Genomic DNA, 16,927 nt, shown 5'->3' with positions numbered 1-16,927 from the left:
ATTGCGTTGACTTATGTACACCTATCTTTATCTAGCTTCTCAGAGTCCTCGCAGACAAGAGTTACTCCAACAAATGGGCGTGACATACAAGCTACTCATTGCCGATGCGACTGAAGATACAGAATCTCTAGAGAATCATATTGCTGGTGAATCTTCCCTTGAATATGTTCAGCGCGTGACATTAGCTAAACTAACCGCCTCGGTTAACAGACTTCAAACTAGGCATCTACCCTGGGCACCCATCTTATGTGCCGATACTACTGTGAGCATTCAAGTCAGTGACTCAGAAGGTACAGAAGAGATTTTGGGCAAACCCGTCGATAACGAAGATGCGGTACGCATTTTGCAACAACTAAGCGGCAAGACTCATCAAGTACATACAGCGATTGCCATACAAAATGAATTGGATGGCAAGCCTGAGTTATTAATTTCCAGCTCCAACGTCACCTTCGAAAAACTAAGCATTGATCAGATTCATGCGTATATCGCAACAGGCGAACATATGGGTAAAGCAGGCGCTTACGGTATTCAAGGATTAGCCGCCTGCTTTATAAAACATATCGAAGGCAGTTTCAGCGGTATCATGGGGCTTCCAGTATTTGAAACGGCACAAATCATTAAAAATGTCGTGGAATACAAACTTAACTAAACAACTGAACTTTAAATAAATAATCTCGCGATGATTGAAGAAATATTAGTCAACATCACACCACAAGAAACACGTGTGGCCATCATTCAACAAGGAGTTGTTCAAGAACTTCACGTTGAACGTAGCCAAAGCCGTGGGATTGTGGGGAATATTTATTTAGGTAAGGTGACACGCGTACTTCCAGGTATGCAATCGGCATTCGTGGATATCGGCTTAGATAAAGCAGCGTTTTTGCATGTGGCTGACTTATGGATGCCAAAAAATTCAAAGCCCGAAAACACCCCCATTGAAAAGTTAGTTTTTGATGGGCAAACCATTTTGGTTCAAGTCTTAAAAGATCCATTAGGCACCAAGGGCGCACGACTCAGCACACACATTAGTATTGCCGGCCGCAATTTGGTTTATTTGCCACAAGAAGACAATGGCAATCAAATTGCCATATCGCAAAAAATAGAATCTTTAGAGCAACGCGATGCTCTAAAAAAACGTTTTCAAGCACTCCTTTCGGAATCAGCTCAAGGTAGTTATATTTTAAGAACTAGCGCCGAAGATGCTGCTGACCAAGAGTTGGTCAACGACTTAAATTATTTAAATGCCACCTGGGCAAGGGTTAAAGATGGCACCAATCGCCTACCTGCCCCAAGCCTACTACACCAAGACTTAAGTCTTGCGGAACGTGTTTTAAGAGATCTTGCAACAGATGCTACCGGTCAAATCAGAATTGACTCAGCAGAGAATTTTGACAAACTCACTTCATTTGCTAAAGACTTCACACCAAATCAACTGAATAAATTAGTGCTCTATCGAGGCGAAAGGCCGCTATTTGATTTATTTGATACAGAATCTGAAATCAATCGTGCATTGGGTCGTCGTGTCGATCTAAAGTCAGGCGGCTATTTGATGATTGATCAAACAGAATCAATGACCACGATTGATGTCAATACAGGTAGTTATGTTGGCGCTAGAACGTTTGACGACACCATCTACAAAACAAATCTAGAAGCAGCGCAAATCATTGCTAGGCAACTGCGCCTCCGTAATTTAGGCGGCATCATCATCGTTGACTTCATTGATATGCATACAAAAGAGCATCAAGAAGCAGTTCTTGAGGAACTTAAGAGAAATCTATCTCGTGATCGAACCCGTACATCCGTGAATCCATTCTCGGAATTAGGTCTAGTTGAAATGACACGCAAGCGCACGCGCGAATCATTGGCTCACCTACTCTGCGAGCCTTGCGAAGTGTGTCAAGGAAAAGGGCAAGTCAAAACTGCCCAAAGTATTTGTTATGAAATCCTGCGAGAAGTCTTACGCGAGCATCGCCAATTCAACCCTAAAGAGTTCAGAATCATCGCTAGCGCCGATGTGATTGATCGATTCTTAGAAGAAGAAAGTGGGCATTTAGCCCAACTCATCGAGTTTATTGGCAAACCTATTCGACTACAGTCAGAGTCTAGTTTTAACCAAGAACAATACGATATCGTTCTTAACTAAACCTGAGAAAACTGTAATCGGTGCAAGCTAGCGTATAAACCGTTTTGCTCAATCAATTGTGCATGTGAGCCATTTTCAACAATCTTGCCATGATCTAAAACAACGATACGATTTGCATTTTCAATCGTTGATAAGCGATGAGCAATCATGAGTGTCGTTCTACCTGCCATCAGACGTTCTAAAGCATCTTGTACTTGACGCTCAGACTCAGAGTCCAATGCCGAAGTAGCTTCATCCAAAATCAGAATAGGCGCATCTTTGTAAATAGCGCGAGCAATTGCTAAACGTTGGCGCTGACCACCCGATAAACGATTACCGTTATCTCCTATCTGCGCACGAATACCTTCTGGCAATTCTTTAACTAACTCCGCCAAATTAGCCGCCGCCAAAGCATCATGGACTCGGCTCAAGTCAATTTGATTCTCAGGCAAACCATAGGCCACATTCGCAGCAATCGTGTCATTAAATAAAACTACATCTTGGCTAACGAATGCAATTTGACGACGCAAATCTTTTAGATCAATTTGCTCAATATCGATGCCATCTAAAAAGATATTTCCTTGAGTAGGCTTAAAGAAACGTGGCAAAAGGTTCACCAAAGTTGACTTACCACTTCCAGAAGGACCAACAAATGCCACCACTTCACCTGCAGCAATTTTTAAATCGATATTTCTTAAAATATCTTTCGATCCTGAATTATCAGAACCGCCTAATAAAGCAGCTGCTCCATAAGCAAAATCTACAGACTTAAACTCAATTTCACCTTTTGCTTTATCTAATTTCTGAGAAGTTGAACGCCTAGAAATCTCTTCTTCAATAGGCTGATCCATCAAAGTGAAAATCATTTCAGCAGCGGCCACGCCACGTTGTAGCGGTTGGTTAATATCCGCTAGATGTTTCAAAGGGGAAATAATTAAGATCAATGCTGTAATGAAGGCCACAAAACCACCAACAGTTGTTTCAGCAACCGAGGATTGGAAAATCGCCACCAATAAAACACCTGATAAGGCAATAGAAGCAATGATCTGTGTGATTGGCTGATTAAGACCACCTGCTACCGTTATCTTCATGGAGTAACGGCGCAATTTTTCAGCGATTAAAGAAAAACGTTGTTTCTCATAAACCTCACCGCCGTGAAGCTTCACCACTTTATAGCCACCCACAGCTTCTTCAACGATATAAGATAATTCATTGGTCATATCTTGGCTAACTTTAAATAATTGACGTAAGCGCTTATTGATAGCCTTAGCCATATAACCAATAATTGGAAAAATAATCAGAATTAATAAAGTTAAGCGCCAATTCAAATAAAACAGGTAAGCCATCAAGCCAATCACCGTCAAACTATCTCTTACTAAGTTGATAGCAATCGTCGTAATCACTTGAAGAACCGAATTAACCTCAAATACAACCGCATTAATTAATGAAGCAGCTGATTTGTTTTGAAATAAATCTGCCGGAGCCTGAAGTAAGCGTGTAAACATTTGCTCACGCAATTTGTACAAAATGGCATTGGTAATATGCCCCATGGCGTAATTAGAGCCAAATTGAGCCAAACCACGAATAAAGGCCAAGCCCACCAAAAAAGCAGGCACATGCCACAATTTTTGATCTAGCTTGCCACTAAATCCACGATCTAATAAAGGTTTCAAAAGCGCCGGAATAGCCGTCTCTGAGGCTGCCACAATAGCCAGGCCAATAAATGCCCCCAATACCGCCAATTTGTATGGCAACGCATATTTGAGCAAGCGAACAAGTGCCGTTTGGGTGCTTAATTTAATACTATTTGAATCCATATACCGAATCGTAACCTACAGCGGTGCTAACATCCCGTTATGGGCTTATCAGTTATTTTAATTACCAAAAATGAAGAAGCTAATCTCAAGGACTGCCTTGAGAGTATTTCCTTCGCCAATGAGATTATCGTCGTTGACAGTCAAAGCAGCGATAAAACCGTAGAAATCGCTCAATCCTTTGGTGCAAAGGTTGAAAATACAAGCGATTGGCCAGGTTTCGGCCCTCAAAAAAATCGGGCGCTTAACTTAGCCACTCAAGAGTGGGTGCTGTCTATCGACGCCGATGAACGGGTTACCCCAGAGCTAAAAAATGAGATTTTAGAGATCATTAATGGTCCATCTGGCGTTGACTGCTATGCCATACCAAGGCTTTCTTGGTACTGCGGTAAGTTTATGAAACATTCAGGCTGGTATCCAGATTATGTTGAGCGTTTGTTTAAAAGAGGCAGCGCGAAATTTTCAGATCATTTGGTTCATGAACGACTCTTACCAACTGGACCCGTTAAAAAACTCCGCAACCATTTTCTACATTACAGTTATAGAAACTTTGAGCAGGTACTAAAAAAGGTTGATACTTATTCAACTGCGTCGGCAAAACAAGCTTTTGAAAAAGGTAAAAGAGGCAATTTATTTCAAGCCTTGTTTCATGGTTTCTGGGCTTTTTTTAGAACCTACATTATTAAAAAAGGTTTTCTAGATGGTCAGTATGGCCTAGCACTCGCTATTTCTAATGCTGCCACCTCGTACTACAAGTACATCAAGTTATGGCAATTAAATAATAGCCAAAATAAGCCACAACAATAATTAAAAAAATATAACGGCTAGCCAATGAAATATAAAAAAATTTTAGTTATTGCCACTCGGCAAATCGGTGACACGCTCATTACAACACCACTCATTAGCGCCGTGAAAAAGATATGGCCTCGTGCAAAAATTGATTTTTTCGGTTACGAAAATAGTCTTTCCATGCTATCTGGCAATCCTGATTTAAATGCCGTTATTGGCACTAAACCCCGCCCCAAATTTAAGGACTACCTTCATCAGTTTTTTAGATTATTTCAACGCTACGATTTAGCCATCATCACACAACCAAGTGACCGCGCCTATTTATATGGCCTCATTGCAGCGAGACATCGCGTAGGTGTTATACCCAACGAACCAAAACTCAATTGGTGGAAGAAAAAAGTTTGCATTCATACCGTTGAAGTCGATTACTTTCACCAACACGTGATTGCAGAAAAGATTCATCTATTAGAGAAATTCACAGATGAAGCTACGTTATTCGGCTCACCAATCAGTGTGACCCCACCTCTAGCAGCTACCTTACCTACAGAAATAAGCGGTCAACTGAACTCAGAATATGTCGTCCTTCATCCAAGCCCGCTAACAGCTTATAAACGCTGGCCACTGGCCCATTGGGTTAGCTTAATTGAAAAACTAAGCCCTCACCAACAAGTCGTTTTAAGCGCAGGCCCTGTGGCGCAAGATAAAGAACTCAATAAAAATATCATTGCCTTATTAAGTGATACCGCAAGAAAAAATGTACTGAATTTAGATGGATGCTTAAAGCTAGATCAATTAGGCACACTACTACGACAGGCTAAGCTATACATCGGCGTTGATACATCCGTGACGCATTTAGCTGCCGCCTGTAACACGCCTACCATCACCCTATTTGGTGCCACCCCACCAACTAACTTTGGGCCATGGCCCAATGGCTTTATCGGTAAGCAACCTTACCAATTAAAAGGCAGTCCACAGAAAGTTGGCAACGTCACCATCATTCAGGGGCCCGGTGAATGCGTGCCCTGCAGAAAAGCTGGTTGCGAAGATAGGTCGAATAGCAGAAGCGACTGCTTAAACAATCTAACGCTAGAGCAAGTATTAGACGCCGTTAAGACCTACGCTATTAAGTTTTAATAAAAATTTATTAAAAGTAAAACGTATAGTGTATTAAGCGTATTTAACTTCAACGGCGCCCTGACCGCCCGATATGCTTAATGCCTGGTTAAGACCACGAATACTTTCATCATCAGGATAGATTTTCCAGGCATCAGGGAATTGCACCAAACAAACGCTACCATTAGAGATAACATCGGCAGTCATTAATAAACCTTGGTCTTTTTTACTCAAGTAAGGCGATACCTGCTGTTTAAAGCCTTTAACATCAATACCCGGTTGCAACTGCACATGCAAGCTTCTGGCGAACTTTAGGCGAGCACTGGTTACATCCATGACGGAATCCGCTACCACCCTCATACCACCCGAGAACTTATCAGGCGTGACAGTTACTTTAGCAATGACCAACTCATCTTCTTTTAACCAATGACGATTAGGCTCGAATATTTCACTGTAAATAGTCATCTCCACTTGAGCGGTACCATCATCGATGGTAGCGATCATTAATTTGCCACGAGGGCCCATCATGCTTCTAGTAGAAGTCATGATGCCTGTAATCAATCGATCTTTACCTTCGGTTAATTGATTCAATGAAGTTCTAACAAAGTGGCTAACTTCATCTTTATAAGCATCAAATAAATGCCCTGTTAAATAAAGTCCCAAGGCTGTCTTTTCTTCTTGAAGACGACGCTTCTCAAACCAAACCGCCTCTTTAATAAGTTCTGGTTTATGTTCATCAGAAGAACCCGCCATATCAAACAAGCTAACTTGCTGAGCAGAAGCTTCGGCTTGTTCAGCAGCTTCGATCGCTCTTGGTAAGGACGCTAATAAAGTAGAACGAGCATCAAATCCACCATAAAGAGAATCAAACGCCCCCGCCCTAATCAAAGCCTCCATCGTTCTACGATTAACGACGCGACGATCCAATCTAGAGCAGAAATCGAACAAATCAATAAATGGGCCATTTTTTCTAGCTTCAATAATTTGCTCAATCGCAGCCTCACCCGTGCCACGAATAGCACCTAAACCATAACGAATCATAGTTGCAGGCTGAGTTAAATCTTTTTCATCCTCACGCAAGGGCATGAAACGATAAACGCTAGCGTTAACATCTGGCGGCAAGACAGTTAGCTTATTGGCCAAGGCATCTTCGTACAAAATTTTGACTTTGTCGGTGTCATCCATCGCCAAAGACATGTTGGCCGCCATAAATTCAGCTGGATAGTGCGCTTTCAACCAAGCCGTGTGATACGCCAATAAGGCATAAGCTGCAGCATGGGATTTGTTAAAACCATAGCCTGCGAACTTTTCCATCAAGTCGAATATTTCATCGGCCTTATCGGTACTTAAACCACTCTTAGAAGAGCCGTCTCGGAATAATTGACGATGCTCAGCCATTTCTTCAGGTTTCTTTTTACCCATGGCACGACGCAATAAGTCAGCGCCACCTAAAGAGTAGCCGCCGATAATCTGCGCCATCTGCATCACCTGCTCTTGATACACCATGATCCCGTAGGTTTCGCGTAACACTGGCTCAACTCGTGGATCCGGATAATGCACTTGCTCCTTACCGTGTTTACGGGCGATGAACGATGGAATCAAGTCCATTGGGCCTGGGCGATACAAAGCAACCAAAGCAATGATGTCTTCGAATCTGTCAGGCTTTGCCTCACGTAGCATGCCTTGCATGCCTCGACTTTCTAATTGGAATACAGCTACGGTATTAGCGGTTTTCAAAATATCAAAGGAAGCAGGATCATCTAAAGGAACGCTGCCTACCCGCCAATCTTTTTTATCTGGATAAAGACCATGGATATACCGCTCTGCCCAATCTAAGATGGTGAGTGTGGTTAGACCCAGAAAGTCAAACTTTACTAAGCCAACAGCTTCGACATCGTCTTTATCGTATTGACTAACAACACCCGAATCCACATCTTTACCATCCTTGCTACCCTGGGTATACAAAGGACAGAAATCCGTTAATTTGCCTGGTGCAATTAATACGCCACCCGCATGCATACCCACATTTCGGGTCATACCTTCTAATTGCTGCGCCAAACCTAAAAGTTGCTTAACCTCTTCCTCACGAGCTTCGCGTTCGGCTAAAAGTTTTTCATCTTTCTTGGCTTGCTCAATAGTGACTTGTTGTCCCGGTTTATTCGGAATTAGTTTTGAAATGCTATCAACGAAACCATAAGGTTGCTCTAGTACACGCCCGACATCTCGAATCGCAGCACGCGCTGCCATCGTACCGAAGGTTGCAATTTGACTCACCGCATCTTTGCCATATTTTTCTTTAACGTAGGCAATCACCCGATCACGACCATGCTGACAAAAGTCGATATCAAAGTCAGGCATGGAAACACGTTCTGGGTTTAAGAAACGCTCAAACAACAAGTTGTAACGCAAAGGATCTAGATCGGTAATACCTAATGAGTAAGCAACCAAAGAACCAGCACCTGAACCACGACCTGGCCCTACTGGCACGCCATTGTTTTTGGCCCAATTAATAAAATCGGCAACGATTAAGAAATAACCAGGGAAGCCCATTTGAGAAATCGTTCTAGCCTCAAACTTTAAACGCACTTCATAAAGTGAGCGCTGTTTTTCACGTTCTTCTTCATCAGGATATAAATGAACTAAATGTTTGGATAAGCCTTCCATGGCTTTTTCCATCAAATAATCATCCAATGTCATCCCTTTAGGGACAGGAAAGTCTGGCAAGCGCGGCTTACCCAAGGTAAGAGATAAATTACAACGTTTAGCGATTTCAACGCTGTTGGTTAATGCAGCAGGTAAATCAGCAAATAGCTGATGCATTTCTTCTTGTGTTTTGAAATATTGGTCCGCTGTAAATTTTTTCACTCGCTTAGGATTCGCCAGAATCTCACCTTCAGCGATGCACACCCTGGCTTCATGCGCTGTGTAGTCACTAGGAGTCATAAACTGGACCGAGTGCGTAGCAACAACCGGCAACTTAAGTTCATTGGCTAGATGTACGGCAGCGTGCAAATGAGATTCATCCTGCGGATGACCGGCTCTTTGTATTTCAATGTAATAGTTGTCCGGGAAATAATTCTTCCACTGCAAAGCTTTTTGCTTAGCCTCATCATGTTGCCCAGCTAGTAGCGCAACACCCACATCACCAAATCTAGCCCCGGATAGCGCAATTAAACCTTCCGCATATTCCTTAAACCAGTTCGCGTCCACTTCAGCACGACCACGATACTGATTAGTTAACGAAGCTTTTGTTAATAGCTCACATAAGTTCAAATAACCCTGATGATTTTTAACTAAAAGCTGCAAACGAAATGGTTTATCTCGTTCCTCATGATTGGTAATCCAAACATCACTACCAACGATAGGCTTTATCCCCTCTTTACGGGCCGCTTGGTAAAACTTAACCAAACCAAAGGTATTACCTAAATCCGTTAAGGCTAAAGCTCCCATTCCGTCCTTAGCCGCCAAAGAAATGGCATCATCTATGCGTACAGCCCCATCCACAATGGAATATTCGGAGTGGAGACGCAAATGGACGAAATTAGTATTTGAAGACATGAGATCATTTTAGCTATGTTGACTTGCAATTACCTTGGTCGCTTCGCCCCCTCACCCACCGGTGCTCTGCACGCAGGGTCGCTCGCAACCGCCCTTGGTAGCTGGCTCCACGCCCGAGCCCATGATGGGAAATGGCTTCTTAGGATAGAAGACCTAGATTTACCTAGGTGCATACCTGGAACGGACAAAATCATCATCTCTCAACTAGAAGCCTGTGGCCTTTACTGGGATGGCGATATTGAATACCAATCAAAACGCACAGATTTATACAAAAAATACTTAAATGAGCTCATTGTTGCCAATAAAGCTTTTGGTTGCCGATGCACGCGCAAACAAATTGAAGATGCCCTAGTTGCTAAAGGTATCTCACGTCAACGACACGATGAACTAATTTACCCAGGAACCTGCCGTGACCTTGGTTACACCACAGAACCTTGCGCATGGCGCTTACGTGTTAATCAGCCACACCTTAGAGAAACTGTTGGAGATTTTGTTTTACGAAGAGCGGATGGAATTTTCACCTATCAATTGGCTGTTGTAGTGGATGATCAGCTACAAGGCATTACCCATATTGTGAGAGGTGCAGATTTACTAGATAACACCGAGCGACAAATTTATTTACAAGAGCAATTAGGCTTTAGAACACCTGAATATTTACATCTACCGCTCGTATTAGATAAAAATCAAGAAAAGCTCAGCAAACAAACTAAAGCTGAAGCCATCGCGATTGATACACCAGAGAAAGTATTAAAAGCTCTACAAGCGGCTGGAAGGCACTTAAACCTAAGCAACCCTTCCCTCTTTGATGAATCGTCTTTAAGCGCTGCTGAGTGGCTTGAAATAGCTTTAAAAGATTACAAACAGCGACTGTTAAAAAAATAAAACTTGTTTAAAAGTTTATTTTTTCTTGAACCCACCTAATAAAGCGCCGACTGGTCTTGGAGCTGACTTAATACCGGCATTTTTAGGGGGCACTTCACTGAGTGCCGGACTATCTGTAGCAGATACCGTATCTTTAGCATCTTTCGCCGCTTTAGCTTGGTAAGGCATATAAAAGAATGGATCAGCAGCAGGCCCACCGGCAGGGTCAGGAACCGGCATACGTGTGAGCTTACGATTCATGAGCTTTTCAATATCAAGCAAAAGCTTTTCTTCCGATGAATCCACCAAAGCAATCGCATCACCCTGTGCACCAGCGCGTCCGGTTCGCCCAATACGATGGACATAATCTTCCGCATTAAAAGGCAACTCATGATTAATCACACAAGGCATGTCTGCAATATCAAGGCCTCTAGCTGCAACATCCGTTGCCACCAAAACATCCACCACACCTTTTTTAAACGCATCCAAAATTTGCATACGTTCAATTTGACTTTTATCGCCATGAATAGCGCCAGCCTTGATACCACTTCGCTCAAGCGCGCTAGCCAATTTACTGCAGCCAATACGGCTATTAGTAAAAACGATGGCTTGGCGAGATAGCCCTTGTTGAATACGCGCATTTAATACTTTAACGACCGCGTCCTTCTTACGCTCACTAGGCACCATGTGAACAATCTGTCGGACCGTATCAGCCGCAGCATTGTTTCTGGCAACTTCTACTGTCACGGGATTACGTAAATAACTCTGTGCTAATTTTTTAATTTCCGGCGAGAAAGTAGCCGAAAACAATAAAGTTTGTCTTTGCGCGGGGATCAAGCTAATGATGCGCTGTAAGTCCGGCAAGAAACCCATATCCAACATGCGATCAGCTTCATCCAAAATCAGAAACTGAACTTGAGATAGGTTCGCAGTCTTTTGCGTAATGTGATCTAACAACCTACCTGGAGTTGCAATTAGTAACTCAACACCTGAACGTAACTGCGCAGTTTGTGGCGCCATATCAACACCACCAAAAACAACTGCAGTTCTAATGTCCGTAAATTTGGCGTATTTAAATGCGTTATCCGCCACCTGATCAGCCAACTCTCTTGTTGGCGTTAACACCAAAGCTCGAATAGGATGCCTAGCGGGCGATGCGCTGTTACTCGCAAAGGGCAAAATATTTTGAAGAATAGGTAAAACAAAAGCAGCTGTTTTACCTGTACCTGTTTGCGCGGCGCCCATCACATCCGAACCCTGTAAGACATGAGGCATTGATTGCGCCTGAATAGGTGTCGGCTTGATATAGCCTTGCTCGGTAATGGCACGCGTAATTGGCTCAGCAAAGCCAAAATCAGCAAAAGTTAAATCGGGATTAGTTTCTTGGATACTCACAGGGCTACATTATGAGGCCTGTGAGTAGTTTCTTTGAGATTTATCCGTACTTTCTTTGTAATTTCTTCTAGAAGGAACTTAGAGAGCGGCAATACCCGCTTTCGCAATCTCTGCATCTTCAATGGATTTAACACCTGAAACACCAACTGCACCAATCGTGTGGCCATCTACCACGATGTTGACACCACCTTCTAATGTGCCGTTCATAACAGGTGTCGCATTCATAAATGAATAACGACCACCATTGATGATGTCTTCATAAACCTTGCTCTCACGACGGCCCAAAGCAGCTGTCTTAGCTTTTTCTTGAGAAATATAGGTTGAGATAGTCGGCGCTGCATCACGACGTGTAAACGCTAATAAATGGCCGCCATCATCCACAACAGCAATGGATACACCCCAATTATTTTTTTCAGCATGGGCATTAGCTGCAGCGAGTATTCTTTGAGCATCTGCTTGATTTAAATAAGCTTTTTGGCCTGGCATAGCGTCTCCGTTATCTATGAATCGTTAATTTTGAGGCTCTACGATACCTGAATTTCTTCTTTTTCTCTCTTGGCTTTATTGCGATTATTAATTTATAACTATATAATTAAATAAAATATATAATGTATTAAGTTTAGATATAAGTGGATAAGGATAAATATGGATGCGCTCGCTACCCCGACTGCGACTGAAGCCCCTAAATTAGACATCAGCCTCATGCGTCAGAATGCTGACAATGCTTGCCGCATGATGAAGACACTCGCCAACCGCGATCGCTTAATGTTGTTATGCCAACTAAGCCAGGGCGAAAAACGTGTTGGCGAACTAGAAGAAGTCACCAATATTCAGCAACCCACACTTTCACAACAGCTAGCTGTTTTACGCGAGGAAGGTGTTGTTTCGACACGCCGAGATGGCAAACATATTTATTACAGTATTTGTAGCCCCATTGCGATGTCCGTAATGGAATTGTTATACGCCACGTATTGTGGCAATTAAGGAGATGAGTATGCAATGCAACGTTGGTGGTATCGATCGTGTTTTAAGAATCACAGTGGGTGCGCTATTGGTTATTTTGGCCATCACTAGTGTTATCGGCACATGGGGTTGGGTTGGTCTTGTACCAATGGCAACAGGCATTTTCCGTTTCTGCCCAGCTTACCCATTGCTAGGCATTAAAACTTGCAAGAAAGATTCTGGTTGCTGCTAATTAGCTAACTAGCAATCCGTAAAGTACCAAAGAGATGGTGCCAGTCAGTAATGCTGGCACCATTCTTTTTTGTGGTGAAGAAACCATCACTACTAAAGCTAAGCCACTAACCATCAAACGAACAAATAGTGGCACGGTCCCCAATAAACCAACAGGCAACAGAATAATTCGAACCGTTAAAGCGGCTACCATCGCGTATGTCACAGCGGATAACCACTTGAATACTTCACCGTCTTGGCTAATTTTTCCTGAGAAATAAACACCCAAGCCACGCCAAAAATAAGTGCCAATGCATGCAAGCACCAAGGCACCCCACACCCCAGCATCATTAAACAAATGAGATAGTTGTGATGTTTCAGGCAAGATGTTTATTCCTTAAATATTTATCAATTGAATAAGCAATCGACCCACCTACCAAACCACAAATTAATAAAGCGTAATTGGGTTGCCACAAATAAACCAAAGGCCCGCTAATAGCCCCAATCAAAATCGCTATACGATTACCTCTTGGCTTAACCTCTGTAAACGTCAATAAGAAAAATAAAGGATTAATAAAGACCAAACCAAGGTTTAAATAAGTAGGCACTTGACCAGCAATGAGATAACCCAAAACAGTGCCCGGCGTTGAAACACCCCAACAAACTAATGCGAATCCCGTGTAATAAGACAGGCGTTTTTCCGGGTCTATTTTCGGAAAATCTTTCATCGCCACAGCCCATGAGCTCATCGCCATAAAATGAACTAAGAGGTAATAGTAACGACTACGATGTCGCTCAGGAAACTGCGGGAAAAGTGTGAGGCACATCGTAAAAAAACGTGTCGCCGTTAAGGTCACAGCCATGGCAATCGCGACACCCGACGCACCAAGAATCACCATCTCTAGCAAAACGACTTGTCCAGGTAAAGCAAACATAAAGAAGCTTGCAGCGCTGGTCACCCACATATCTAGGCCATTAGCTTTGCCCATCGCGCCAAAGCCCAACATACCCGCAAATAGGACGGCAGCAGGAGCAGCAAAAGCATCCTTCGCACCTTCCAATAAAACTTCTTTCTTTAAAGTCATAGAAAGAGTTTATTGTTTTTTAGATATTTTCGCTAAGAGCCCAATCGATATGCTCTTTGACAAGCGGAGATACAGTCTCTAACTTAGTTTTTAGAGCGCTCTGAATACTGGCCTTATCACTTGCGGATGTTTTAGCAGACCTTAATGCATTCCCCATACCAACTGCTAAATTTCTTTGCCAAGCTTGATAGCCAATACGTCTAATGGGACTGCCTTCATGGCGTTTTAAGAAATCATCTTCAGACCAAGACCACAACTCTAATAAGCTGATTCGATCTAATCCGTGCCGCGGCAGAAAGTCAGGTAACTGGCTCATTTGCGCAAACTTATTCCACGGACAAGCCAGTTGACAATCATCACAACCATAAACTCGATTACCTAAAAGCGGCCTAAGCTCAACGGGAATAGATCCCTTATGTTCAATCGTTAAATATGAAATGCACCGCCTAGCATCTAACTGATAAGGGGCCGTAATCGCTTGTGTAGGGCAAATATCAATACAAGCAGAACACTCGCCACAGTGCCCAGTAACTGGCGGATCAACAGGAAATGGCACATCCACAAAAATCTCACCCAAAAAGAACATAGAGCCTGCTTCACGATTTAATAAAAGCGTGTGTTTACCTCGCCAACCCAATCCAGACTTTTGAGCCAGCTCAACCTCCATCACCGGCCCTGAATCAACAAATACGCGATAACCAAAAGAACCAATTTTCTCCTGTATACGATTAGCCAAGTCTTGCAAACGTAAACGCAAGACCTTGTGGTAATCACGACCTCTGGCATAAATAGCAATCGTGCCATCGCCAGCCTGTTGCTCCTTTTGCAACTCCGCTTGACGCCAATCAATTGCAGAACGCATCTCAGAGGTATCAGGCAAATAATCCATACGAACTGTTAGCACCCGAATAGTGCCTTCATGCAGTAAAGCAGGCTGAACACGCAAATGTTCGTGTTGGCTCATATAATTCATATCACCGTGACGACCAGCTTCCAACCACTCTCTCAATTTGGGCCCAGCCTGACTCATATCCGTGTCAGAAATCCTGATATCGCCAAAACCCAAGGAGCGAGCTTCATCTCTCAACCAATCGATTTGGTTAATCCATTCAGCGGATGGGTTAGAGGGAGTCAGTGGCGTCATTTAATCAATATGTTTTTGAATGCTCAAGTGAGATTGTAGGACGGCATGCCAGAAAAAACATTTTCTCCCTCCCATTCACCCTCACTTTCTTTTGTTTTATCAACGGAAGAACAAACCGCTGACTTAGCGACTAAGTTAGCCAGCTCAATCACCAACCTAGCCACCACCCAACCAAATCTCCGATTACATATTTCATTAGTTGGTGATTTAGGAGCGGGGAAAACTACATTCACCCGATATCTTTTAAAAGCCTTAGGTCATACAGGGAAGGTTAAGAGCCCCACTTACGCTTTATGCGAACCATACGATCTTTTAATCAACGGTCATCAATTAGCTGTTCATCATTTTGACCTTTATCGCATGAAATACGCGGAAGAATGGGTAGATGCTGGATTTAGAGACACCTTTAGCAATCCTGGTATTTGTTTAGTAGAGTGGGCAGAAAAGGCTGAAGGGACATTACCCAAAGTTGATTGCACAATCACTTTAGAAATGAATGAGGATGAGAGTCGTCAAATGGCAATAACAAGTCACTCGGATCTTGGCGAAGCATTGCTTCGCCCCATTCATTAATCACTTGCTATGAAACGTCGTACCGCTCTCAAAGTTATCAGCCAAGGAAGCGCCCTATTACTATTAGGCCCAACTCAATTAGCATGGGGTGCGAAGTTATTGGCGGTGCGAGCATGGCCTGCGGAAGATTACACCCGCATCACCCTAGAATCCGATCAACCACTCAAAATTACACATCAGTTGCTAACCAAACCTGATCGCCTAGTAGTTGATGTGGAAGGACTGGAACTTACCCCCACCATCAAAGAATTAGTCGCCAAAGTTAAAACTGACGACCCTTATATTGCTCAAGTTCGCGTAGGCCAGTTTCAGGCAAAAGTAGTGCGTTTAGTTTTTGACTTAAAAGAAAGTATTCAACCTCAATTATTTACGTTAGATCCCGTAGGCGACTATCAACATCGAGCTTTATTTGATTTATATCCAACAGTTGCTAATGATCCATTAATGAAATTAGTGCGCAACAGCACTAAAAAATCAGCTCCACCAGAAACCGAAGATCCAATTGGCGCCATCGCCAGAAAAGAAGCTGGTAAGTCCGATGCAAAAACAACTGATATAAAACCCAACAGCGATAAATCCATCAAACGCCTACTAACCATTGCGATTGACCCTGGTCATGGCGGAGAAGACCCTGGCGCTATTGGTAAACGTGGTTCCAGAGAAAAAGATGTGGTGCTATCGATTTCTAAAATTCTCAGGTCAAAGATTGAGCAAGAACCCGATATGCGCGCGTATCTCACACGAGATGGTGATTACTTCGTACCCCTGCATGTCCGCGTTAATAAAGCCCGAAGGATTCAAGCGGATTTATTTGTTTCCGTCCACGCTGACGCTTTTGTTCAACCTCACGCTAAAGGCGCCTCTGTCTTTGCCCTATCTCAACAAGGTGCCACCAGCACAGCAGCCAGATGGATTGCCAATAAAGAAAATAATGCCGACTTAATCGGTGGCTTGAATATCAAATCACAAGATAAACAAGTGGCACAACTTTTATTAGATATGTCGACTACCGCACAAATCAAAGATAGCTTGAAAGTGGGCGGATCAGTCTTGCGCGAAATTGGCGGCTTTGCGAAGCTTCACAAAAATCATGTTGAACAAGCCAGCTTCGCTGTTTTAAAAGCTCCCGATGTACCTTCGATTTTGATTGAGACTGCCTTCATCAGTAACCCAGAAGAAGAAGCCCGCCTTACTGATACTAATTATCAAGAACAGATTGCCACAGCAATCCTCAAGGGCATTAGAAACTACTTTGCTCAGAACCCTCCTGTAGCGAAATCTAGACAAATCTAGCTCTAAT

The 16,927-nt window shown here is 43.0% G+C and carries 16 protein-coding genes; 9 read left to right on the top strand and 7 right to left on the bottom strand.

Going from position 1 to position 16,927, the window contains the following annotated elements; translation table 11 throughout:
* The first annotated feature begins 13 nt into the window (after positions 1-13).
* Positions 14-649 carry a nucleoside triphosphate pyrophosphatase gene (locus tag ICV01_RS02095; protein WP_215288136.1) on the top strand — a complete coding sequence of 212 codons (636 nt, stop codon included), beginning with the start codon at positions 14-16 and terminating at the stop codon, positions 647-649.
* A 30-nt stretch (positions 650-679) separates the two neighbouring features.
* Complete coding sequence (gene rng, locus ICV01_RS02090) at positions 680-2,143, top strand: ribonuclease G (RefSeq protein WP_215288135.1); 1,464 nt, start codon at positions 680-682, stop codon at positions 2,141-2,143.
* Here rng and msbA read toward each other — a convergent pair.
* Positions 2,140-3,939, bottom strand: coding sequence for a lipid A export permease/ATP-binding protein MsbA (gene msbA / locus ICV01_RS02085; RefSeq protein WP_215288133.1), 1,800 nt, complete (start codon positions 3,937-3,939; stop codon positions 2,140-2,142). The two genes, rng and msbA, sit on opposite strands and share 4 nt — an antisense overlap.
* A 39-nt stretch (positions 3,940-3,978) precedes the next feature.
* Between msbA and ICV01_RS02080 the strand changes: the two genes are divergently transcribed.
* Together ICV01_RS02080 and ICV01_RS02075 are read left to right on the top strand one after the other, a co-directional pair.
* Complete coding sequence (locus ICV01_RS02080; protein WP_215288131.1) at positions 3,979-4,743, top strand: glycosyltransferase family 2 protein; 765 nt, start codon at positions 3,979-3,981, stop codon at positions 4,741-4,743.
* 24 nt (positions 4,744-4,767) lie between these two features.
* Positions 4,768-5,859, top strand: coding sequence for a glycosyltransferase family 9 protein (locus ICV01_RS02075; protein WP_215288129.1), 1,092 nt, complete (start codon positions 4,768-4,770; stop codon positions 5,857-5,859).
* A gap of 33 nt (positions 5,860-5,892) precedes the next feature.
* Here the strand turns inward: ICV01_RS02075 and dnaE are convergent, their stop codons facing one another.
* Entirely contained in the window at positions 5,893-9,396 is a 3,504-nt protein-coding gene (dnaE, locus tag ICV01_RS02070) for a DNA polymerase III subunit alpha (RefSeq protein ID WP_215288127.1), read from the bottom strand.
* 15 nt (positions 9,397-9,411) lie between these two features.
* Between dnaE and gluQRS the strand changes: the two genes are divergently transcribed.
* Positions 9,412-10,278, top strand: coding sequence for a tRNA glutamyl-Q(34) synthetase GluQRS (gene gluQRS / locus ICV01_RS02065; RefSeq protein ID WP_215288126.1), 867 nt, complete (start codon positions 9,412-9,414; stop codon positions 10,276-10,278).
* 15 nt (positions 10,279-10,293) lie between these two features.
* Here gluQRS and ICV01_RS02060 read toward each other — a convergent pair whose 3' ends face one another.
* A complete protein-coding gene (locus ICV01_RS02060; protein ID WP_215288124.1) occupies positions 10,294-11,652 on the bottom strand; it encodes a DEAD/DEAH box helicase in 1,359 nt (452 codons plus the stop codon).
* Positions 11,653-11,730: 78 nt separating this feature from the next.
* Positions 11,731-12,138: a heme-binding protein gene (locus ICV01_RS02055; protein ID WP_215288122.1), complete on the bottom strand. Its 408-nt coding sequence runs from the start codon at positions 12,136-12,138 to the stop codon at positions 11,731-11,733.
* 159 nt (positions 12,139-12,297) lie between these two features.
* Between ICV01_RS02055 and ICV01_RS02050 the strand changes: the two genes are divergently transcribed.
* Both ICV01_RS02050 and ICV01_RS02045 read left to right on the top strand, forming a co-directional pair.
* On the top strand, positions 12,298-12,636 hold the full coding sequence (locus ICV01_RS02050; protein WP_215288120.1) for a helix-turn-helix transcriptional regulator: 339 nt from the start codon (positions 12,298-12,300) through the stop codon (positions 12,634-12,636).
* Positions 12,637-12,646: 10 nt separating this feature from the next.
* The gene (locus ICV01_RS02045) at positions 12,647-12,847 is read left to right on the top strand and encodes a DUF2892 domain-containing protein (RefSeq protein WP_215288118.1); all 201 of its coding nucleotides are present in this window, start codon (positions 12,647-12,649) and stop codon (positions 12,845-12,847) included.
* Here the strand turns inward: ICV01_RS02045 and ICV01_RS02040 are convergent, their stop codons facing one another.
* The 3 genes from ICV01_RS02040 to queG are packed head-to-tail and all read right to left on the bottom strand — an operon-like array spanning position 12,848 to position 15,054.
* The gene (locus tag ICV01_RS02040) at positions 12,848-13,210 is read right to left on the bottom strand and encodes an AzlD domain-containing protein (protein WP_251369370.1); all 363 of its coding nucleotides are present in this window, start codon (positions 13,208-13,210) and stop codon (positions 12,848-12,850) included. It lies immediately after the preceding gene.
* Entirely contained in the window at positions 13,203-13,910 is a 708-nt protein-coding gene (locus ICV01_RS02035; protein ID WP_215288116.1) for an AzlC family ABC transporter permease, read from the bottom strand. The genes ICV01_RS02040 and ICV01_RS02035 overlap by 8 nt, the downstream gene beginning before the upstream one ends.
* A 19-nt stretch (positions 13,911-13,929) precedes the next feature.
* A complete protein-coding gene (gene queG, locus ICV01_RS02030; RefSeq protein ID WP_215288114.1) occupies positions 13,930-15,054 on the bottom strand; it encodes a tRNA epoxyqueuosine(34) reductase QueG in 1,125 nt (374 codons plus the stop codon).
* Positions 15,055-15,099: 45 nt separating this feature from the next.
* Here queG and tsaE point away from each other — a divergent pair, with 45 nt between their 5' ends.
* Entirely contained in the window at positions 15,100-15,627 is a 528-nt protein-coding gene (gene tsaE, locus ICV01_RS02025) for a tRNA (adenosine(37)-N6)-threonylcarbamoyltransferase complex ATPase subunit type 1 TsaE (protein ID WP_215288112.1), read from the top strand.
* A 9-nt stretch (positions 15,628-15,636) separates the two neighbouring features.
* Positions 15,637-16,920, top strand: a complete 1,284-nt coding sequence (locus tag ICV01_RS02020; protein WP_215288110.1) for an N-acetylmuramoyl-L-alanine amidase — start codon at positions 15,637-15,639, stop codon at positions 16,918-16,920.
* The last annotated feature ends 7 nt before the right edge of the window (positions 16,921-16,927 follow it).

It is taken from the genome of Polynucleobacter sp. MWH-Spelu-300-X4 (assembly GCF_018687515.1).
Taxonomy (GTDB): Bacteria; Pseudomonadota; Gammaproteobacteria; order Burkholderiales; family Burkholderiaceae; genus Polynucleobacter.
The sequence above is the reverse complement of the archived record's forward strand: the minus strand, read 5'-3'. Positions and strand labels throughout refer to the sequence as shown.